We start from the raw sequence: 21,928 nt of genomic DNA, 5'->3' as shown, positions 1-21,928 counted from the left end.
TAGCTAATCGGTACCACCCCTTCCCATCCCGAACAGGACCGTGAAACGATTACGCGCCAATGATAGTGCTGCAACCAGTGTGAAAGTAGGTTATCGTCAGGCTTTTATTCCGCAGACCCCCGCTCAGCTAATGAGTGGGGGTTTTGCTTTTGCGCGGACGGAATATCACCGCGTAAAACAACTTCAAGAACGTAGCGCTTCTTCACTGCGTAGGGTGCGCTGCGCGCACCGCTCTCCTGGCGCTCAAGCGTATCCTGATCACACCGCACGGCGCTTCAATCAACGCCACCAGGCTCCAGCCTGCGCTGGAGCGACGAATTTAAGGCTAACTCCTTTGTAACCGAGTTTCTGTGCTGATGAGGGGCTGCTTCACACTGCCAGATCCTCTTTCATTTCTCTGTGTCTATGTGTCTCTGTGGTTAACGGTCTTGGGTCACCAATCAGATAGGCAAAAAAAGGAGCCGAAGCTCCTTTTTTATTTCAATGCGACTGAGGTAAAGACCTTAAAACGCGTACCCGGCCTTCAACACCGCAAAATTCACACCTGGATTAGGGTGTTTGACACCGCCATTTGAATAATGCTGGATCTTGAAGCCCAAATCCCAGCCGTCTTTGGTCACGTAACCAACGCCGATATGGTCACCAAACTGAAAATTGGTGGAGAAATGGCGGCTATTGTTGTCATAGATTTCAGACAGCATGTGCAGGCCTATGCCGACTTCGCCATAAAACCCTTTTTTGCTGTCATTTTGAAAGCGAAATACCGGGGTGATGCCGATATCGGTCAGATTTTGTGTCGCTCCGCTCTTGCCTTGAAAGCTGTTGCCCTGCCATTGCGCCAGGGTCGCGTCCCAATAGCCGCCAATGTGAGTGCCGTTGGACGAAAACCACTGATTGTCCCAGTTGGATTGCAGGCCAGCGCGTAACATTTTGGTTTTGTTGCCGGTCGCGAATTCGAGTGAGGCTGAATCCAGGGCAAATACAGAAGAGCTGGCACACACAGCAGTCACTGCGATGGCGAATAATGAAGTAATACGCAGGCGCATATAATTGGCTTTCAGGTAAAAATACAAAATCAGACAAACATCAGAATCGCTATTGTAGCAATGTCTGGCAACATGTTCTCTGGATGCTGCGATTACAATGCAGATACACGAAAAAAGTAGAGGAAACCAAGGTGAAATCATCGGCCAAAACACGTATTGTCTTTCTGGGAACAGGATTGATGGGCAAGCCTATGGCGAGGCGATTGTTGGCCGCAGGCTACTCTGTCACGGTGTGGAACCGGACTTACGCCAAGGCTGTCACCTTGGAACAGCATGGCGCCAAAGTGGCTGCCACGGCGCCGGAAGCCGTACAGCAATCAGGTGGCGGTGTCATCATTACCATGCTGGAAGATGGTAATGCGGTTGCCGAAGTGGTGCAGAGTATTTTGCCCGCATTGCCGGCAGGCAGTATCGTGATAGACATGAGTTCGATACAGCAGGCCCAGGCGTTGGCGATGTATGCGCAATTGCAGGCACATGGGCATCAATTTATAGATGCACCCGTGTCGGGCGGTGTCATTGGCGCGGAAGCAGGCACGCTGGCGATTATGGCTGGGGCCGAAATGGCGGTCTATCAGCAGGTGGAAGCTATCCTCGCTACAATGGGTAAGCCTTTCCGAGTAGGTGGGCCAGGTACCGGGCAACTGGCAAAATTGTGTAACCAGTTGATTGTCGGTGGCACCATCAATATCGTGGCAGAAGCCTTGTTGCTGGCACAGGCCGGTGGTGCCGATCCGGCCGCAGTACGCCAGGCTTTGCGTGGTGGTTTTGCTGAAAGCCGGATACTGGAAGTGCATGGGCAACGTATGCTGGACCGTACTTTCATGCCTGGTGGTCAGGTCAAAAGCCAGGCCAAGGATATGGAAAATATTTTGCTGGCGGCGCAGGATGCAGGCATCAGTCTGCCTGTTACCAGTATGGTCAGCGAGGTATATCGCAGTTTGTTGCCTACCCATCCACATGCCGATCACTCTGCCGCTTTGCTTGCACTGGAAGAGCGTAATCCCGGCAAGCGACTTGGTGAACAGCCGGATGTGTTACCGGATTAAATGAATACCCAGTGATCATTCAGTGTGTACTGATAGCGCAAAAAACACCGGTTTTGTATCCTTTGCGATGGCGCTGATTGGACTAGGATACAAGCTCAGGTAAGTATCACCGCAAGATAAAGAAAAACCGTTCGAACAGGAATGAATATGAGCAGCAATATCGTCAGGGCCGTATGCCCGCATGATTGTCCCGACACCTGTGCTTTGCACGTTACCGTTGAAGATGGTGTTGCCACTGCCGTCAAGGGTGATCCTGAGCACCCTACAACTGCCGGCGTGCTGTGCACCAAGGTGTCACGCTATACCGAGCGCACTTATCACCCTGACCGTTTGCTGTATCCGCAAAAACGCATAGGCAAAAAAGGGGAAGGCAAGTTCGCCCGCATTAGTTGGGATGAAGCCGTTGCGATTATTGCAGGCAAGCTGCAGCCGCTGGCCGCCAGCAAACCACTGGCCATCCTGCCTTATAGCTACGCCGGTACCATGGGTCTGGTGCAGGGCGAAAGTATGGCGCAACGTTTTTTTCACAGGCTGGGTGCATCTTTTCTGGATCGCACGATCTGCGCCACAGCGGGTGGCACAGGCTACAAATATACACTTGGTACACGTATGGGTACCGATATTGAACAGACACAAAATGCCAGACTGATAGTGATCTGGGGTGGCAATCCGATTGCATCCAATCTGCATTTCTGGATGCGTGTGCGGGAAGCCAAGCGCAAGGGTGCCAGGCTGATTGCGATTGATCCTTACCGTTCTTTGACTGCCGAGAAATGCCATCAGCATATCGCTTTGTTGCCCGGAACGGATTCAGCATTGGCACTGGGTCTCATGCACGTGCTGATCAAAGAAGATTTGCTGGATCACGCCTATATCAATGACCATACCCTGGGTTTTGAACAACTGCGTGAGCGCGCTGCCGAATGGACGCCAGAGCGCACTGCTGCTACCTGCGGCATTACCGCAGAAGAAGTCATACAACTGGCCCGCGACTATGGAGAATGTGGTCAGCGCGGCGAAGCCAGCATGATACGCATGAACTATGGCGTGCAAAGGGTACATGGCGGTGGCATGGCAGTCAGGAATATCTGCTGTCTGCCAGCGCTGACCGGTGCCTGGCGCCATGCTGCCGGCGGTGCGCAACTGTCCTTGTCGGATGCATTTCCAAAAAATACGGCAGTTTTGCATAGGCCAGATTTATTCCCTGTCGATTTGCTACGTCGTACCATTAACATGAGCACCATAGGGGATGATTTATTGCGTGAAACATCGGCGGACTTTGGTCCCAAAGTCGAGGCCGTGATCGTGTATAACTCCAACCCTGTGGCTGTTGCACCAGAATCGGGCAAGGTCATGCAGGCATTTGCGCGTGAGGACCTGTTCACCGTCGTGCTTGAGCATTTTCAGACAGACACGGCGGACTATGCCGACATCCTGTTGCCAGCCACCACACAGCTGGAACACGTAGACATACACAGCACTTACGGTCACCTGTACATGATGGCAAACAATGCAGCGATTGCACCCCTGGGCGAAGCCAAACCGAATACCGAAATTTTCCGTTTGCTGGCTAAGGCGATGAACCTGACTGAAGATTGCTTCAGCGAGACCGATGATGAAATTGCCGCCCAGGCCTTCAATAAACAGCATGCACATGCCGTGCATTTTGACTGGACGTCATTGAAGAAGACCGGTTGGTCGAAACTGAAAGTGGCAGACGCACCGTTTGCCAATGGCGGCTTTGGCACACCGTCTGGCAAGTGCGAATTTTATAGCGCCAGCATGGCGGCAGCGGGGCTGGATCCTTTGCCTGCCTACATTGCGCCGTATGAGTCCCTGGCCAGCAATCCGGAACTGGCGGCACGTTTTCCGCTGGCGATGATTTCACCACCGGCAAGGAACTTCCTGAATTCGACTTTCGTCAACGTGCAAAGCCTGCGTGATACCGAAGGGCAGCCGCATCTGGATATACATCCCCAGGATGCGGCGCAACGCCATATTGCTCAGGGTGATCGCTTGCGGATATTCAATGACCGTGGCAGTTTCGAGGCAGTGGCACGCGTTACGGACAAAGCCAGGCCGGGCCTGGTAGTTGGTTTGTCCATCTGGTGGAAAAAATTGGCCAGCGATCACAAGAATGCCAATGAAGTGACGAATCAACGTCTCACCGACATGGGTGGTGGCCCTACTTTTTACGACACGCTGGTCGAAGTGGAGAAGTGCGCCTGACTGAACGACGCCAACAGCTAAAATATTGCATGCTGTATTTTTGAATGTTTCCAGTGGATGCATCTGTTCATTTGTCTTTGTCCTGCATCAAAAACGGGCTAAATTGCGTGCGGGAAAATTGGTGCAATGCGACATATTCCTAGAGTATGTTTTCAGGTCTTGCCTAAAACACTTGCCATGCCCGAGCTTAGCCGATAGCATCAAGCGAGAACTGGAATCAAATTCCGGCAATGCCCTGTTTGCCTGTGCTGCAGCGCTTTCACAAGTGCGATGCGAAGGCCGGGCCTTGGGACACCAATACAACAACAATCATCAGAGACGAGGAAAATATGGATAAATTTTGGCTGAAATCCTACCCGGCAGGTGTACCGGCGGAAATTGATGTGAACCAGTACCAGTCACTGGTGCAGATGCTGGAAGAAGCCTTCCAGAAATTTGCAACACGTGATGCCTATGCCTGCATGGGCAAACGCATGACTTACGGCGAACTTGACACCCTGTCCAAAAAAGTGGGCGCATGGTTGCAAAGCAAGGGCCTGAAAAAAGGTGCGCGTGTTGCCATCATGATGCCGAATGTCTTGCAATATCCCGTCGTCATGGCTGCTGTATTGCGTGCAGGCTATACCGTGGTTAACGTCAATCCTCTCTACACACCGCGTGAACTGGAACATCAGTTGAAAGATTCTGGTGCCGAAGCCATCTTCATTCTGGAAAATTTTGCCACCACGCTCGAACATGTATTAAGCAAGACCGCAGTCAAACACATTGTTGTTGCCAGCATGGGTGACATGCTGGGCGGCCTGAAAGGCATGATCGTCAATTTCGTGGTACGCCATGTCAAGAAAATGGTGCCTGCATTTTCCCTGCCGTTAGCGATACGTTTTAATCAGATGACATCAGAAGCTGAACGTCTGAACTTTACACCGGTGGCCAGCACCCATGACGATATCGCCTTCCTGCAATACACCGGTGGTACTACCGGCGTATCCAAGGGCGCGACACTGTCACATAAGAATGTGGTCGCCAATGTCTTGCAAAATGACGCCTGGCTGTCACCCAGTATGACCGGTCATACAGATGAACAGAAAGTGATCGTCTGTGCTTTGCCGCTGTATCACATCTTCGCCCTGACCGTATGCAGCCTGCTGGGTACACGCATAGGTGCGATGAATCTGTTGATTCCTAATCCGCGTGATATCCCTGGCTTCATCAAGGAGCTGCGTAATTACAAGGTTAATATTTTCCCGGCAGTGAATACCTTGTATAACGGTTTATTGAATAATGCAGAATTTGCGACGCTGGATTTTTCCGGTTACGAAATTTGCAGCGGTGGCGGTATGGCCGTGCAAAAAGCCGTTGCCGACAAATGGCTGAAGGTAACGGGCTGTGCCATTGCTGAAGGCTATGGTTTGTCTGAAACTTCACCGGTAGCAACCGCCAATCCAGCCGACACCAAGGATTTTTCCGGCACCATAGGCCTGCCTATTCCCTCCACTGAAATCGCTATACTGGACGACGACGGCAACCCGGTACCTTTGGGCACCGCAGGTGAAATCGCCATACGCGGGCCGCAAGTGATGGTGGGCTACTGGAATCGTCCAGACGAAACTGCCAAGGTCATGACAGCGGACGGTTTCTTTAAAACGGGTGACATAGGCAAGATGGATGAAACGGGTTATACCAAGATCGTCGATCGCAAGAAAGACATGATACTGGTCTCCGGTTTCAATGTGTATCCGAATGAAATTGAAGAAGTCATAGTCATGCATCCGGGCGTGCTTGAATGCGCGTGTATTGGTGTACCTGATGCCAATTCAGGTGAGGCGGTCAAACTGTTCGTGGTTCGCAAGGATCCATCACTGACGGTTGATCAGCTTATGGATTATTGCAAGGAACAGTTTACTGCGTACAAAAAACCTAAGTACATCGAGTTCCGTATGGATTTGCCAAAAACCAATGTCGGCAAAATCTTGCGACGTGAACTGCGGGACGAGAAAAAGGCGTAAGCAAACAAGACAGATGGCGCGGATACTTACCCGCGCGTGTGAAAAAAGGAAGGCCGCTATTCAAGGGCCTTCCTTTTTGTATTTCAGGGTTCTGCAAAAACAGATGCCTGAGTTCTGAAACTTCAGGCGAAGCTGAGACCCGTCCTGCCATCATCCACAATAAAGCTGCTGAGGGTAGCAATGCCTGAATCGGCTTTGGCCACATCGTCCAGACCAAGAAAATGTGTGAGCATCCTGGTTTGTGAAATTTCCATCAGCATGAAACCTCGCTTGTCGCTACGGCCATATTTGATGTGCGGATTTTGTGCCACATACTGATCCGTACGTTCTTGCGGACGAGAACTGGACGTCACGGAAGTACCACAGAATTCGGTTGCCAATATGGGATTGGATGGGGATGATCTGGTGTAAAAATCGCGCTTCAGATTGGCAGCATAAAATGTGTGCACATCACCAGAAATGACCACCGGATTGGCTGGCTTGTGTTTCTGGATATCCTCAAACAGGCGCTGGCGGGCGACCGGGTAACCGTCCCAGCCATCGGTCCAGAATTTACCGTCGCCCTCTTGCGTGACAGCAGTCTGACTCGATTGCGCCACCAGCGTTTGCTGCGTCAGGATATTCCACTTGGCAGTGGAGCTGGCGAAACCGCGACCCAGCCATTTTTCCTGTTCCTGGCCCAGCATGGTGCGACTGGGGTCCATGCGCTCGCTACACTCTGCATTCGACACCGAATTGGAACCGCCCCGGCCTGGCTTGGGGCAGGCGTGGTGTGAACGGTATTGCCGGTCATCGAGGACATGAAAGCGTGCCAGCCGGCCCCAGTCATAACGGTCATAGATGCGCATATTGCTGAAACGCTCGGCTTCACTGACCGATGCATGCAGGCGTACCGGCATGTGTTCATAAAAAGCCTGATAGGCTGCCGCACGGCGTAAAAGGAAATTCACATCCAGTCGTTCATCGCGGTCATTGCCATAGTCATTGCTGACTTCGTGATCATCCCAGGTGACTATCCAGGGTGCAACATGGTGTGCCGCCTGCAATTGCGGATCGGTTTTATACTGGGCATAACGACTGCGATAATCTGCCAGTGTGAAACTCTCTTGCTCGCGTTTGCGCGGCTTGCCTGGGTGGCGTGTGTCATACGGGCCCCATTCATAAATATAATCCCCCAGAAAGGCAATCAGGTCAGGATTGGCGGCCGCAATATGACGGTGCGCTGCATATTCACCAAATTCCCAGTGCTGGCAGGAGGCGACTGCCAGGCGCAGGTTACTGACCACTGCATCCAGCGCCGGTGCCGTGCGGGTGCGTGCCACCGGGCTGACTGCATCGCCCAGCATAAAGCGGTACCAGTACCAGCGATCCGGCTGCAAGCCCGTGGCATCGACGTGTACGCTATGCCCAAGCTCCGGCAGGGCGTGTGCCTCACCTTTATTGACGATGCGACGGAAATTATCATCTTCAGCAATTTCCCAGCGCAGCTTATAGACGATGGCTGGCAGCGCCTGCGCGTTCAGCGGATCGGGCAGCAGCCGGGTCCACAAGACCACGCTGTCTGCGCGCGGTGAGCCGGAAGCGACACCCAGGCTGAACGGATATGCCGTGCTGCGTTCGGCAGCAAAGCTGGGAAATGCCTGTGCCATTGCAGCCAGGGTAGTGAATTGTAAGGATTGCTGTAAAAACAGACGGCGTGACAGCTTCATGAACAATCAACCTGCCTTGGCAATATCTTCCAGTGGAGGAATTTGCCGTGGTTTCCTGTCATTCCCGGTCGCGACATAAGTGAGCGTGGCTTCCGTCACCTTGACGGTGCTGGCTTGCAGACGGTTACGTTCTGCGTACACTTCCACTGAGACGGTAATCGAGGTATTACCGACTTTGACCACTTCGGCATAGAAGGACAATAGGTCGCCGACAAATACAGGTTGTTTGAACAGGAAGGAATTCACCGCAATCGTGGCAACCCGGCCATTCGCACGGCGGGCAGCAGGAATGGCACCGGCAATATCGACTTGGGACATGATCCAGCCACCAAAAACGTCACCATGCACATTCGCGTCGGCGGGCATGGGCATGACCCGCAGGGTCGGCATATGGGAGGGAAGTCCCGATTGAGTATGTTCTGTCATGTTTTTTGCCTGAAAAGTAAGAGTAATGAGATCGCGATTGATTGGTGTCAAATCTTAAACCAATTTTCACACAGTCTGAGCAAAGCAAGTGGCTTGCCAGATGTTTGTTTGCTGATATATCGCTCTTTGTTTTCCATTTTTAAGCATTGTTGACACATCTATTGCGGGAATTCTTGTTGATAAAAAGGTCTGGCAGGCCAGCCACATACAAAAAAGACAGTAAAACAGCATTTTTTTTAAATGACGCCATAAAAAGTGCCAAAATTGTGCATCTTGAAAACTGCGCCGGATGTCAATGTGGCAGTCGCTTTAATAACCGATAATGCATAAGGGATGAACGCCTGATGGATGTGAAACAGGAAGAATTGCTGTTACTCGATGATGTGGTTCGCCGCACAGTCGCGAATCCGACGGCCAGTCATTGCTGGCATCAGATGATACAGATCTTGCGACGTCAGGCGCATCCCGCACTGTCGCTGCAACTGGAGCAATTTTTATTACTGAATGTTGAAGGCAATGGCTTGGCAGGTTTTTATCGCGCCACCTTTCTGGATATGTTGACAGGCAGGCCGGAATATTTACAGCAGGCTGGCCAAATCATATTGACTTTACAGCCGCTTGACACCGATCGCCTGATTACATTTTTACAAAACAGCTGGCAAAGAGTGTTGCTCGACACACCGGGGCGTGACGCGTTCCGCCTGCGCTTGCTAGAACTCGCATTGCCGCAGATTACTGCGTTGCTGAATCAATGCATATGGCAGACTTTGCAACCTGCACAGGTATTGAAAGACCGTCCGCTTACAGACATCCGCAAGGTGGCACTGATCGCACCCTTGCTGACGAATATCAAACATCCGCCCACACTCATGGCATTGCAGCAGGCAGACAGCCTGCGACAAAACGGTTATGAGGTCGCTTTGTTTTCTGCACAGGAAATGCTGGGGCCGGATTTCAAGCATTTTCTGGGTAGCCATTCCTTTATGTCCGACCCTGAATTTGTCACAGCAGGTTGGGAACGTTATCTGGGGCAGGGTGGTCAGTTTGTGACTGGTGATGTGCGTTTTTCCATGATGCAGAGATGGAAAAGTCTGCTGCATCAGATGGCACAGTTTGATCCGGATCTGGTGATGTCGATCGGCCTGTATTCTGGCCTGGCGGCCGCACTTTATCCGGTCCGTCCCGTGTTAAGTCTGGGCATCAATTCCCTATCGCCGATGTTGCCTGCGGATGTCTGGCTGACCGCACAGCAGGACTTGCATGCCACAGTCACCGCGCAGTGGGGTAAGGCTTTTCCACCCAGCCAGGCGCATTATCATCCTTACCGTCTACATCAGCCAGACGTGCCAGAACAGTTAGAGCGTGCAACGCTGGGACTGGCAAAAAATCAGTCAGTGCTACTTACCCTGGTCAGTGAAAGTGAAGCCAGGATCACCGGCGAATGGGCGGCATCCATGCTTGCCATTCTGGCCGCATTTCCGGATACGGTGTGGCTCATCGTTGGTGGCAATGGTGCCATGCCAACCGCCTTGCAGTCTGCCAAAACAGGGCAGGTCAGATGCATCGCATTTTGTAGCGATGCGCTCAAATACATGACTTGCAGTGATATATATATCAACCCGCCCATGCTGGGTGGCGGCTTTGCCGTGGCAGAAGCCATGTCGCTGGGCTTGCCAGCACTCAGCATGCAGGGATCGGACGGTGGTGACAAGCTTGGTCGCGCTGCGATGACAAGTATGGCCGGGTATTTCCAGACCTTGCAATTGTGGCTGAGCCAGCCAGACATCAGGAAATCGGTGGGGTTGGCAATGCAAGAGCACTTTCATCAGCATCTGGATCTGGCACGCGCTGCACCTGGTTTGAAAATAGCCTGCGAGCTGGCCTTGCAGCGTTTTCAGATCAGGATGGCAGCACAGACTTCTTGAATTTGGCGGGTATACCCAACATCAGCGCACCGGCATCAATATCGCTGATAACCACGGCACCGGCACCGATAAAGGCGTGGTCACCGATGACCAGCCGTTCCAGCAGTGTGGCCCCGATTGCTATCGTCACGCTATGCCCTATGCGCGACAGCCCGCCAACATTACTGCCTGGCTGCACGCGTGAAAATGCACCGATATGTGTGTCGTGACCAATGGTCACGCCACGGTTGATAAACACGTGACGACCCAGCACGGCACCGGGCCCGATTACACTGTTGGCACCCACAAAGACACCAGGTGCCAGCTTGGCCAGCGGTGACACATAGGCACGCGGATGTATCAGGGTGTGGAATTGCAGTTTGAAGCGCTGGTTCAGTTGTTCTTCCAGCACGGCACGGGTGGGTGTGGTCGGGCCCAGCAGATACAGTTCGTTTTCACCAGGCGTGAAATCAGCCAGATCCAGGATTTCAGGCACAGGTCCATGTTGCCCCCATTGCTGGATGCGCTCATGCAGGGCGATATCGCGTTCACCCGGTGGTTCTGGCGTATGCAAAACAATTTTTGATACGATCAGCCCGTTAGCCAGTGCACAGTCAAACAGATCGGACAGGATATTGCTGGAACCGAAAATGACCAGTTGTTGTCCGCTCATGCGATGTCTTTCGGTGAAGTACTGCTTGCCAGCCCCAGCATAGTCCTGACGGTGGGGGCCGTAGCGATGGGCCGACCCAATGCCTTTGCCTGGGCTGCTACTCTGGCCACCAGTTGCGCGTTTGTGGCGAGTGTGGTCCGTTCGTCATCCAGCCACAAATTGTCTTCCAGGCCAGTTCTGACACCATGCGCCATCACCACACCCAGGCCGTTTGCCGTAGTTTGATAACGACCTATGCCACCCAGCGACCAGATGGAGTCGGGCGGCAAGTCACCGACGATGGCGGCCAGGTGCAGCAGTTTTGCCTGTGCGGTGGCAGGATTACCTAAAATGATATTGAAGTAATAAGGTGGTTTCAGCAAGCCTTTGTCTATGAGCACTTTGGCAAAATTGACCATGCCAAGGTCGAATACTTCCAGTTCTGGCTTGATGCCCAGCTCTTGCATGATGCCGGCCAGTTGCACGATGGTGTCAGGGGCATTCAGGCTGGCTTGCCGCGAAAAATTCATGGAACCCAGCGTCAGGCTGGCCATGTCCGGGCGCAAACTGTCGCTCAATCGCAGGCTGCTGGCACGTTTTTCCACTTCGGGCGAACGTCTGCCACTGGTTGTGGTCACAATAATCAGTTCCGGCGAGTAAGCGCGTATGCCACGGATGATGGATTCATAGGTGGCAGCATCGTCTGTCGGAACACCATCGGCATCACGTGCATGCAAGTGAAACATGGACGCACCTTGCTGCGCGCACAACACAGCGTCGGCGATGATTTCTTCTGGTGATAAAGGAATGTGCGGAGACTGGCTGCGTACTGGTACCATGCCAGTCGGCGCAAGGTTAATGATCAGCGGAGACGGAAAGCTCATAGATTTATTGGTCTGGTGCAAGTCGCGATAAAAACCGGGGTAGGGCGGAAAACACCAGAAAATGCCGGTATATGCCTGTCTATAATCAGATACAGATTGTACGACAGCTACAGGGTAAAGTCCGCAACAGCCACTGCACTCTGGTCCGTAAGTAAAATCGTTTATGCCCTATAATTTTCAATAGTCGTATTGTTCATGAAGGTGCGCGCTATTTGCGGCCTGTATTCAACCCTGTATTTAGCCCTGTATTCAACTCCACTCACGACACTATTTTTTACAATTAAAGCGAGAATCCTCTACATGCGACGCAGAGAAACCAACCGTAGCTCGAGCTTGCCAGCCACGCCTTCCACCGCGGCCGCCAGCGACAGTAAGCGCGACGACTGGGCCACCGTCAAGACACTGCTGCCGTATTTATGGGCCTACAAGTGGCGTGTATTGCTGGCGCTGTCTTTTCTGGTTGCCGCCAAACTGGCGAACGTCGGCGTACCCATGATCCTGAAAAAACTGGTGGACAGCATGACGATCAGTCCCGCACATCCGGCTGCCGTCATGGTGTTGCCGGTCAGTTTGCTGATTGCATACGGCGCCTTGCGTTTGTCAACAACCTTGTTCACCGAATTGCGTGAGTTCGTATTTGCCAAAGTGACCCAAAGAGCGGTACGCACCATCGCCCTGCAAGTGTTCCGGCACCTGCACGCCTTGTCGCTACGTTTCCACCTGAACCGGCAAACCGGTGGGGTGACGCGTGACATAGAACGTGGCACGCGCGCCATTTCTTCGCTGGTTTCCTATGCCCTGTTCAGCATCGTGCCTACCTTGCTGGAAATTGGCCTGGTGCTGATTTACCTGAGTACACATTACGACAAATGGTTCAGCATCATCACGGCATCGGCACTGGTGACCTATATCATTTTCACGATTACGGTGACGGAATGGCGCACGCACTTTCGCCGGACCATGAATGAGCTTGATTCCAAGGCGCACACCAAGGCCATTGATTCCCTGTTGAATTATGAGACAGTCAAATATTTCGGCAATGAAGAATACGAAGCACAGCGTTATGACGTCGGCCTGCAAAGTTATGAAACTGCCGCTGTAAAATCACAAAGCAGCCTGTTCCTGCTCAATACCGGGCAGTCCATGATTATCGCAACGGCGGTTACCCTGATACTGTGGCGTGCCACCCAGGGGGTGATTGACGGCAGCATGAGCCTGGGTGATCTGGTACTGGTGAATGCCTTTATGATACAGCTGTATATTCCCCTGAATTTTCTGGGTGTGCTGTACCGGGAGATCAAGCAAAGTCTGGCCGATATGGAAAGGCTATTCTCGCTGTTGGACCAGAACCGCGAGGTGGCGGATTCCAGCACTGCGAAAACCTTGCAGATACAGCATAAGAATGGGGCTGAAATCCGCTTTTCCCATGTCAATTTCAGTTATGAAGAAAAGCGCCAGATTTTATTTGATGTGGATTTCAATATCGCTGCCGGCACGACCACGGCGGTGGTCGGTCACAGCGGCTCTGGCAAATCCACGCTTTCACGACTTTTGTTCCGCTTTTACGATATTCAATCCGGCCGCATTGTTATTGATGGGCAGGATTTACGCGACCTGACCCAGGCATCGGTCAGGGCTGCGATTGGCATCGTGCCGCAAGACACTGTATTGTTCAATGACACGATTGAATACAATATCGCCTATGGCAAGCCCGGCGCCAGCAAAGAAGACATTATCGCCGTTGCCAAGGCCGCTTATATCCATGAATTTATCGAGACACTGCCCGATGGATACGACACTATGGTGGGTGAGCGTGGCCTGAAATTATCCGGTGGCGAAAAACAGCGGGTTGCGATTGCCCGTACCTTGCTGAAAAATCCATCCATCATGATTTTTGATGAAGCGACATCGGCGCTGGATTCGCATGCAGAGCAATTGATACAGGCGCAATTGAAAGACATTGCCCGTAATCGTACCAGTCTGGTGATCGCACATCGCCTGTCCACCATCGTTGATGCAGAACAGATACTGGTGATGGACAAGGGCCGTATAGTTGAACGTGGCACCCATGCACATTTACTGGAACTGCAAGGTGCCTATGCACGTATGTGGCAACGTCAGCAAAGCAAGAAAACGGAAGTGATCGAAGATGATGATGAAGCGGATGAAATTGAACTGGTGAGTGCATAAACATGGAAACAAAATGGCTGGAAGATTTTGTCTCACTGGCAGAGACCAATAGTTTCAGCCGCTCGGCCGAATTGCGGCATGTCACACAGCCAGCGTTTTCCCGCCGCATACAATCGCTGGAAGCCTGGCTGGGTAGCGACCTGATAGACCGCACTTCCTACCCCACCCGTCTGACGCATGCCGGTGAAGTGTTTTATGAGCAGGCCATCGCCATGCTGGGGCAGATCAATAATGCGCGGGCCCTGTTGCGCGGCAAACGCACGACCACACAAACAACAGTGGATTTTGCCGTACCACATACCTTGTCACTGACCTATGTGCCACGCTGGTTGACCGGGCTGGAAGCGGCATTTGGTGAAATTAACAGCCGCCTGCTGGCATTGAATGTACATGATGCCGTTATGACCCTGGTCGAGGGCGGCTGCGACCTGCTGCTGTGCTACCACCACCCGCGCCAGCCCTTGCTGCTCGACAGCAGTCAATACGACATGATCAGCATGGGAACCGAGGCCCTGCGGGCTTATATCCGCTGTGACAAACACGGTGTGCCGGAGTTGCTGTTGCCGGGTACAGCGCGGTCACCATTGCCGTTTCTGGCGTATGCCAATAACGCCTACCTCGGGCGCATGGTTGATCTGATTCTGAATGACACGAGACAGCCTTTGCATCTTGAAAAATGCTATGAAACCGATATGGCAGAAGGCTTGAAGATGATGGCACTCGAGGGCCGTGGCGTAGCGTTTTTACCAGAGTCAGCAGTCACGCGTGAAGTCAAACAAAAGCAGTTGGCACGTGCAGATGATGGCAGCGGTGCATGGGAAGTGAATATGGAAATTCGCCTGTACCGCGAACGGCCCTCATTGCAAAGACCAGGCAAACTCATCGTGTCACGTTTGTGGGATTATCTGGAGCAGTTGCAGGTCAGTGAAAAGATAGCGAATGGCAAGCAAGGCAAAAGCCGGAGACGTGCTGATGGTGAAACCTGATGTTGTCAGAATTTGTGAAGAATTGTGAAAAAAAGAAAAGTAAGAAAGGGATGACGTGCGGGGTATAACATACCGAAGTTTCATTGTTATGCATTTCATGCATAGATACATGCAAACAAAGCATTGGCTGATTTCAGAGTGAAAAGACTATGATGCGTCTGCTTTCAGTGCCGGTGAATGACTGGCCTGAATGAAAAGATTTGCAAAACCAGTTCAACCATTTCAAGAGGCCATACCATGTCCACCCAGCACCAGATACCGTCTTATCTTACCCCGACTGAGACCGGTCCTTGGTCAGTTTACCTTGAGCAAATTGATCGCGTCACACCTTACCTGGGACACCTGTCCCGTTGGGTGGAAACCCTGAAACGTCCGAAGCGCATCCTGATCGTGGATGTGCCTATCGAGCGTGATGACGGTTCGATTTCCCACTTTGAAGGCTATCGTGTACAGCACAATACGTCCCGTGGTCCAGGTAAGGGTGGCGTGCGTTTCCATCAGGATGTGACGCTGTCAGAAGTCATGGCGCTGTCTGCCTGGATGACGATCAAGAACTCTGCCGTGAACGTACCTTACGGCGGTGCCAAGGGCGGTATCCGCGTTGATCCTAAAACCCTGTCACGCGGCGAACTGATGCGCATGACACGTCGCTATACGTCTGAAATTGGCATCATCATCGGCCCGGACAAGGATATCCCGGCACCGGACGTCAACACCAATGAGCAAACCATGGCGTGGATGATGGATACCTATTCCATGAATGAAGGCCGCACCGCCACTGGCGTGGTGACGGGCAAACCTATTTCCCTGGGCGGTAGCCTGGGCCGTCGTGAAGCAACCGGCCGTGGCGTATTTGTTGTCGGCAGCGAAGCCGCTGCCAAACGCGGCATGAGCATTGCTGGTGCAAAAATTGCCGTGCAAGGTTTTGGTAATGTTGGTGGTATTGCAGCACGCCTGTTTGCTGAAGCTGGCGCCAAAATCGTTGCAGTGCAAGATCATGGTGGCACGATTTTCCATTCGAACGGCCTGGATGTGAGCAAACTGCTGGAGCATGTTGCTGCTAAAGGTAGCGTGGCCGGTTTTGAAGGCATAGAAGCGGTGTTGCCAAATGAAGAATTCTGGGCAGTCAATTGCGACATCATGATCCCGGCAGCGCTGGAGCAGCAAATCACGGTCAAGAATGCTGACCAGATTCGCGCCAAGATCATTCTCGAAGGCGCGAATGGTCCAACTACACCAGAAGCGGATGACATCCTGCGCGACAAAGGCGTATTGGTGGTGCCAGACGTGATTGCCAATGCCGGTGGCGTAACCGTATCGTATTTTGAATGGGTGCAGGACTTCTCCAGCTATTTCTGGACAGAAGATGAGATCAACCAGCGTCTGACCCGCATCATGAAGGAAGCCTTCAACTCGGTCTGGCAGGTAACGGAAGACAAGAAAGTATCATTGCGTACAGCAGCATTTATTATCGGATGTTCCCGGGTACTACAGGCACGTGAAGTTCGTGGCCTTTACCCGTAAGCAGAAATTGTAAAAAACTATCCATCACCTATGCTATATAGGTGGTGGATATTGTCGTTTCTGGGACCGGATTTTTTAGCTGTGATTGCAGGTATCAGCGCAGGTGTTTGTGCAAGTGTTTGTACGGGTGCAAGACTGCGTGTAGATGGAGTGACGGGAAACGTGGGAGTGTTTAATACGTGTTTACCACAATCACTTTCATCATGATGCCGTCACTTTGCACGAATATTCTCTTGCGAATGCAAAAAGAGGCTAGTGGAAGTTCCGGTGGAACAATATTTGCATGCATATCTGAATGTTTGAGCAAGTGTTAATTGCAAAAAATACCGAATAATATTTTGTTGATTGTGAAATTTTCTGTTGAAGTACATTGATCTTTATCATTACCATCCTGACTTGAGCTTAAAGGGGTTTGTATGAAAGTTTTAAATTGGGTAGTGAGGGCCAGTTTGCCTTGTGCACTGGCTTTGTGCTCCACGCTTTCATCGGCTGCGGACACCCTGACGCATATCAAAGAGACGCAAACAGTGACGATTGCTCACCGTGAAGCGTCTTTTCCGTTTTCTTACTATAACGACGATAAAAAGCCGGTAGGCTATTCACTGGATATCTGTCTGAAGCTGGTAGATGCCATAAAGAAGGAATTGAAGTTGCCGCAGCTGAACGTGGTGTATCTGGCAGTCACACCCAGCACCCGCATCCCTGCTATTGTTGATGGCAAGGCGGACCTGGAATGTGGTTCTACTACCAATAATGCCGAACGTCGCAAACAGGTCAGCTTCACTATCCCGCACTTCTTTGCGACGGCGCGCATGGTAGTCAGAGCAGATTCCGGTATCAAGAACTGGACTGACCTGAAAGATAAAAAAGTCGTGACGACCAAGGGGACTACCACGGTCAAGTTGCTGAATGACCGCGACAAGGTGCGTGGACTGGGTTTGAAGCTGCTGGAAGGCAACGACCACAACGAGTCCTTCGGCATGGTGGAAAACCAGCAGGCCGATGCTTTCACCATGGATGATGTATTGCTGTATGGATTGCGGGCCAATACCAAAGACCCGGCCAAATTTGTAGTGGTGGGCGACCCGCTGTCCACCGAACCGTACGCAGTCATGTTGCGCAAGGATGATCCCGCATTCAAGTCTTTGGTCGACCGTGAAATGGCACGTTTGATGAACGACGGTGAAATCAATAAGCTGTATGACAAGTGGTTTCGCAAACCTGTGCCCCCAAAAGGGGCAAATTTGAATATGCCTATGGGCTTTTTGTTGCGGGATAACATACGTTTCCCTTCAGACAAGGTGGCAGATTAAGATTCTGGAACATGCCTGGATGTAATTTGTCAGGGGTATGAAAAAAAGAATAACGGAGAGCAAGACAGCTTCGTTTTTGCAGAAGTCGAATAAGTAGTATTACGTATTAAGTCGGGTAAAAAAAGCGGCAAGTAAGCTGAGGGTTTTGTTAAACTCAAAGCGATGAATTTTTTGATTTAACTTTCTGGAGACAGTATGAAATTTTCGAAATTGTTGGGTGCGTTGATTGGTGCAGGTTTGATCGCTGGTGCTGCACAGGCGCAAGAAACCGGAACCCTGAAAAAAATCAAGGACACAGGCACCATTACCATTGGTGTACGTGATTCTTCCATTCCATTCTCTTACCTCGACGACAAACAGTCTTATCAAGGTTATTCCATCGATCTGTGTCTGAAGGTCGTGACTTCAATTCAGAAACAATTGGGTCTGGGTGCGTTGAGCGTCAAAATGAATCCCGTTACTTCTGCGACCCGTATTCCCCTGATGGCTAACGGTACCATCGATCTGGAATGTGGCTCCACCACCAACAACGTTGAGCGTCAGAAACAGGTATCGTTTGCGCCAACCACGTTTGTGACCGCAAATCGTATTCTGTCCAAAAAATCGTCGGGTATCAAAGTTCTGGCAGATCTGAAAGGCAAAACAGTCGTTTCCACTTCCGGTACATCCAACCTGAAGCAATTGACGACACTGAATGTTGACCAGAACCTGGGCATGAATATTCTGCCAGCCAAAGATCATGCTGAAGCCTTCCTGATGGTAGAAACTGGCCGTGCCGTTGCTTTCGTCATGGATGACATCCTGTTGGCATCCCTGGCTGCCAATTCCAAGGCACCAACTGACTATGAAATCAGCAAAGAAGCCCTGTCGGTTGAGCCATACGGCATCATGATGCGCAAAGACGATGCTGCATTCAAGAAAGCAGTTGATACAGCGATCAGCAATGTGCTGACTTCTGGCGATGTGAACCGTATTTACTACAAATGGTTTCAGCAACCAATTCCACCAAAAGGTATCAATCTGAACATACCTATGTCTGAACAACTCAAGGCAGTGGTGGCGAAGCCAACAGATTCGGGCGAACCATCTGCGTATGCAGCTGTGCCAGAAGCGCAAAAAGCTGTGCTGAAAAAGAAAAAATAAAACAGCAGCAGGGCTATAAGAAATAGGGCAGATCAAAACGGGGGGAGAGTCTCCTCCCGTTTTATTTTGCAAGGTCCGTCATCGATACTGGGTGACGAACGAAGCTTTGGGGAGATAACATGAATTATCAATGGAATTGGAATATTTATTGGGAGGATGCGCTTGACGGCGGCGGCACGTATTTTGATACCCTGATCTGGGGTGTCAAAGTGACGTTGGCGCTGGCCATGCTGGCGTGGATCATTGCCCTGGTCTTGGGCTCGATCATCGGTACTATGCGTACAACGCAAAACAAATGGCTGGTCCGTTTATCGAACGGATATATCGAGCTGTTTCGCAACATTCCCTTATTGGTGCAAATGTTCATCTGGTATTTTGTCATACCAGAACTGGTACCCGATGCCCTGGGTATGTGGATGAAGAATTTACCGAATGTGTCGTTTTACACCGCCGTCATCAGTCTTGGCTTATTTACCTCGGCGCGTGTGGCTGTTCAGGTGTCGACAGGTATCAATGCCTTGCCACGCGGGCAAAAAATGGCCGGTACGGCATTGGGTTTGACTCAAATCCAGACGTATAGATATGTCTTGCTGCCTATGGCCTTCCGCATCATTACGCCTTCATTGACGAATGAAGTTGCGGCGATTATCAAAAACAGTTCGGTCGCATCCACAATCACCGTGCTTGAATTGATGTCACGTACACGCTCGATGAATGAATTTACCTATAAAACATTTGAAGCATTTACAGCTGCGACGCTGATTTATCTGTTCGTCTCTGTCGCTGCGATCATGCTGTCAAATTTCCTTGAGCGCAAACTGGCTGTGCCAGGCTTCATTACTGGCGGTGCTGCAAAGGGAGGACGTTAAGATGTTTAGTAATTTTGACTTCGAAGTTATCCAGCGCACCTGGTGGAATCTGATCACCGAAGGCCTGCTGTTCACGCTTGAACTGACGGTATTGGCCATGGTCGGCGGTATCATTCTTGGCACCTTGCTGGCGATGATGCGTTTGTCCAGTAATCGCTTTGTTTCTCTTGCCGCTTCTGGTTATGTGAACTTGGTGCGTTCAGTTCCTCTGTTGTTGGTGATATTCTGGTTTTACTTTCTGGTGCCGTATATTGGTGCGTGGATTATCGGTTCTCCTGAGCCGGTCAAGGTTGGACCTTTAATGTCCTGCCTGATCACTTTCGTCATGTTTGAAGCAGCTTACTATTGCGAAATCATGCGTTCGGGTATCCAGTCCATTCCACGTGGCCAGGTATGGGCCGGTAATGCCATGGGGATGAATTATTTCCAGACCATGCGGCATATTGTCTTGCCACAGGCGTTCAGAAATATGTTGCCGGTTCTTTTGACGCAGACCATCGTTTTGTACCAGGACGTGTCGCTCGTATCCGTATTGTCGATCAAGGATTTTGTCGGCTCTGCGACCGTGGTTGCGAATAATAATGGCCGTCCGGTTGAAATCAACCTGTTCGTCGGTGTGGTGTATTTCATCACCTGCTTCGCGTTGTCGACACTGGTCAAGAAACTGAACCAAAAGATAGCGATTATTCGCTGACCGCATTTGGTGACAGATTGAAGCGATAAGAAAGCTAAAAAGTATCCTGGAGAATTCAAATGATTAAATTAAGTAATGTCAGCAAATGGTATGGACAGTTTCAAGTATTGACGGATTGCACCACCGAAGTATCCAAAGGTGAAGTGGTGGTGGTGTGTGGCCCGTCAGGTTCGGGTAAATCGACCCTGATCAAGACCGTCAATGGTCTGGAGCCGTTCCAGAAAGGCGAAATCACGGTGGAAGGCGTATCTGTCGGCGACCCGAAAACCAATCTTTCCAAATTACGTGCACGTATTGGTATGGTGTTCCAGAACTTTGAACTGTTCCCGCACCTGTCCATTCGTCAAAATCTGACTATAGGCCAGGTCAAGGTGCTGGGGCGTTCAGAAGAAGAAGCAACTGAACGTGGTCTCAAATACCTGGACCGTGTTGGTCTGATCGCACAAAAGGATAAATTTCCTGGTCAGTTGTCCGGTGGTCAGCAACAGCGTGTGGCGATTGCCCGTGCGTTGTCGATGGACCCGATTGCCATGCTGTTTGATGAACCAACATCTGCTCTCGATCCTGAAATGATCAATGAAGTACTGGATGTCATGGTGGGTCTGGCGCAGGAAGGTATGACCATGATGGTCGTGACGCATGAAATGGGGTTTGCCAAGAAAGTCGCAAATCGCATTGTCTTCATGGACAAGGGCCTCATAGTCGAAGATTGCGCCAAGGATGAATTCTTTACTAATGCCCGTTCTGACCGTGCACGTGATTTCCTGGCGAAAATCATCCATTGATGGAATTGGATTTTCGGCAGTATTTTTTGTGGCGACAAAAAAGTTTGAATCACAGCTCTGATTCACAGATCTGAAAAACAGCCCTGAACCAGTTCAGGGCTGTTTTTCCTTGTGGAAACAAGTTTCACTTTTCCTTGTAGGTTAATTTCAAATGGTGTCTTTACTTGATGTAAATTCTTGATCAGGTCTGTTGACTGAATGAGTATTTGTGATTTGTGTCACAGGAAAATTGATATGCCCATGATAATCTCCAAACGCTAAAATTTGTAATATTGTGTAACCAAAGCAAGCCCATTCTTATAAATCAATAAATCAGGAAACCTAAATGGCCAATACCGCTGCAGACATCCAAAAGCTTTACATCGCTTATTTCAACCGTCCAGCGGACCCACTGGGCCTGGCATACTGGACAGCATCCAACCTGTCCCTCAAAGACATCGCGCAAAGCTTCTCCGTTCAGAAAGAATACGCAGACACGTATGCCAACCTGACCACAGCGCAAACCGTCAACACCATCTA

Annotated in this window: 17 protein-coding genes, 1 rRNA gene and 1 pseudogene; 14 read left to right on the top strand and 5 right to left on the bottom strand. The window is 51.0% G+C overall.

Going from position 1 to position 21,928, the window contains the following annotated elements; genetic code table 11:
• Positions 1–102 (top strand): 5S ribosomal RNA (gene rrf, locus ACO0LK_RS26740); the annotation flags it as partial.
• 401 nt (positions 103–503) lie between these two features.
• Here the strand turns inward: rrf and ACO0LK_RS26735 are convergent.
• A complete protein-coding gene (locus ACO0LK_RS26735) occupies positions 504–1,046 on the bottom strand; it encodes an acyloxyacyl hydrolase (protein WP_422980567.1) in 543 nt (180 codons plus the stop codon).
• A 131-nt stretch (positions 1,047–1,177) separates the two neighbouring features.
• On the opposite strand from ACO0LK_RS26735, the gene ACO0LK_RS26730 reads away from it, so the two are divergent.
• The 3 genes from ACO0LK_RS26730 (at position 1,178) to ACO0LK_RS26720 (ending at position 6,330) form a co-directional block, all read left to right on the top strand.
• Positions 1,178–2,095 (top strand): NAD(P)-dependent oxidoreductase, encoded by a 918-nt coding sequence (locus ACO0LK_RS26730; RefSeq protein WP_422980566.1) that lies wholly within the window; start codon positions 1,178–1,180, stop codon positions 2,093–2,095.
• A gap of 147 nt (positions 2,096–2,242) precedes the next feature.
• Positions 2,243–4,324 carry a molybdopterin-containing oxidoreductase family protein gene (locus tag ACO0LK_RS26725; RefSeq protein WP_422980565.1) on the top strand — a complete coding sequence of 694 codons (2,082 nt, stop codon included), beginning with the start codon at positions 2,243–2,245 and terminating at the stop codon, positions 4,322–4,324.
• A gap of 329 nt (positions 4,325–4,653) precedes the next feature.
• Positions 4,654–6,330 (top strand): long-chain fatty acid--CoA ligase, encoded by a 1,677-nt coding sequence (locus ACO0LK_RS26720; RefSeq protein ID WP_422980564.1) that lies wholly within the window; start codon positions 4,654–4,656, stop codon positions 6,328–6,330.
• A 122-nt stretch (positions 6,331–6,452) separates the two neighbouring features.
• Here the strand turns inward: ACO0LK_RS26720 and ACO0LK_RS26715 are convergent, their stop codons facing one another.
• Complete coding sequence (locus tag ACO0LK_RS26715; RefSeq protein ID WP_422980563.1) at positions 6,453–8,039, bottom strand: alkaline phosphatase D family protein; 1,587 nt, start codon at positions 8,037–8,039, stop codon at positions 6,453–6,455.
• 6 nt (positions 8,040–8,045) lie between these two features.
• Positions 8,046–8,465: an acyl-CoA thioesterase gene (locus ACO0LK_RS26710; protein ID WP_422980562.1), complete on the bottom strand. Its 420-nt coding sequence runs from the start codon at positions 8,463–8,465 to the stop codon at positions 8,046–8,048.
• Between the two features lie 344 nt (positions 8,466–8,809).
• Here ACO0LK_RS26710 and ACO0LK_RS26705 point away from each other — a divergent pair, with 344 nt between their 5' ends.
• Positions 8,810–10,390, top strand: coding sequence for a hypothetical protein (locus ACO0LK_RS26705; protein WP_422980561.1), 1,581 nt, complete (start codon positions 8,810–8,812; stop codon positions 10,388–10,390).
• Here the strand turns inward: ACO0LK_RS26705 and ACO0LK_RS26700 are convergent.
• Positions 10,365–11,042 carry an acetyltransferase gene (locus ACO0LK_RS26700; protein WP_422980560.1) on the bottom strand — a complete coding sequence of 226 codons (678 nt, stop codon included), beginning with the start codon at positions 11,040–11,042 and terminating at the stop codon, positions 10,365–10,367. The two genes, ACO0LK_RS26705 and ACO0LK_RS26700, sit on opposite strands and share 26 nt — an antisense overlap.
• The gene (locus ACO0LK_RS26695) at positions 11,039–11,905 is read right to left on the bottom strand and encodes a 3-keto-5-aminohexanoate cleavage protein (protein ID WP_422980559.1); all 867 of its coding nucleotides are present in this window, start codon (positions 11,903–11,905) and stop codon (positions 11,039–11,041) included. The genes ACO0LK_RS26700 and ACO0LK_RS26695 overlap by 4 nt, the downstream gene beginning before the upstream one ends.
• A gap of 300 nt (positions 11,906–12,205) precedes the next feature.
• On the opposite strand from ACO0LK_RS26695, the gene ACO0LK_RS26690 reads away from it, so the two are divergent.
• The 9 genes and pseudogenes from ACO0LK_RS26690 to ACO0LK_RS26650 form a co-directional block, all read left to right on the top strand.
• Positions 12,206–14,095: an ABCB family ABC transporter ATP-binding protein/permease gene (locus tag ACO0LK_RS26690; protein WP_422980558.1), complete on the top strand. Its 1,890-nt coding sequence runs from the start codon at positions 12,206–12,208 to the stop codon at positions 14,093–14,095.
• 2 nt (positions 14,096–14,097) lie between these two features.
• Positions 14,098–15,081: a LysR family transcriptional regulator gene (locus ACO0LK_RS26685; RefSeq protein WP_422980557.1), complete on the top strand. Its 984-nt coding sequence runs from the start codon at positions 14,098–14,100 to the stop codon at positions 15,079–15,081.
• 237 nt (positions 15,082–15,318) lie between these two features.
• Positions 15,319–16,605, top strand: a complete 1,287-nt coding sequence (locus ACO0LK_RS26680; RefSeq protein WP_422980556.1) for a Glu/Leu/Phe/Val family dehydrogenase — start codon at positions 15,319–15,321, stop codon at positions 16,603–16,605.
• Positions 16,606–17,021: 416 nt separating this feature from the next.
• Positions 17,022–17,918: an amino acid ABC transporter substrate-binding protein gene (locus ACO0LK_RS26675; RefSeq protein ID WP_422980555.1), complete on the top strand. Its 897-nt coding sequence runs from the start codon at positions 17,022–17,024 to the stop codon at positions 17,916–17,918.
• A 195-nt stretch (positions 17,919–18,113) separates the two neighbouring features.
• Positions 18,114–19,061: a transporter substrate-binding domain-containing protein gene (locus tag ACO0LK_RS26670; protein ID WP_422980554.1), complete on the top strand. Its 948-nt coding sequence runs from the start codon at positions 18,114–18,116 to the stop codon at positions 19,059–19,061.
• Between the two features lie 119 nt (positions 19,062–19,180).
• Positions 19,181–19,930, top strand: coding sequence for an amino acid ABC transporter permease (locus ACO0LK_RS26665; RefSeq protein ID WP_422980553.1), 750 nt, complete (start codon positions 19,181–19,183; stop codon positions 19,928–19,930).
• A gap of 1 nt (position 19,931) precedes the next feature.
• Entirely contained in the window at positions 19,932–20,624 is a 693-nt protein-coding gene (locus tag ACO0LK_RS26660) for an amino acid ABC transporter permease (protein ID WP_422980552.1), read from the top strand.
• 59 nt (positions 20,625–20,683) lie between these two features.
• Positions 20,684–21,409: an amino acid ABC transporter ATP-binding protein gene (locus ACO0LK_RS26655; RefSeq protein WP_186950995.1), complete on the top strand. Its 726-nt coding sequence runs from the start codon at positions 20,684–20,686 to the stop codon at positions 21,407–21,409.
• A gap of 325 nt (positions 21,410–21,734) precedes the next feature.
• Positions 21,735–21,928: pseudogene (locus tag ACO0LK_RS26650) on the top strand (hypothetical protein); the annotation flags it as partial.

The organism is Undibacterium sp. Ji49W, assembly GCF_049340205.1.
In the GTDB taxonomy this organism is placed as follows: domain Bacteria; phylum Pseudomonadota; class Gammaproteobacteria; order Burkholderiales; family Burkholderiaceae_D; genus Undibacterium.
Note: the sequence above shows the minus strand (reverse complement) of the source record. Positions and strands in the feature narration are given on the sequence as shown.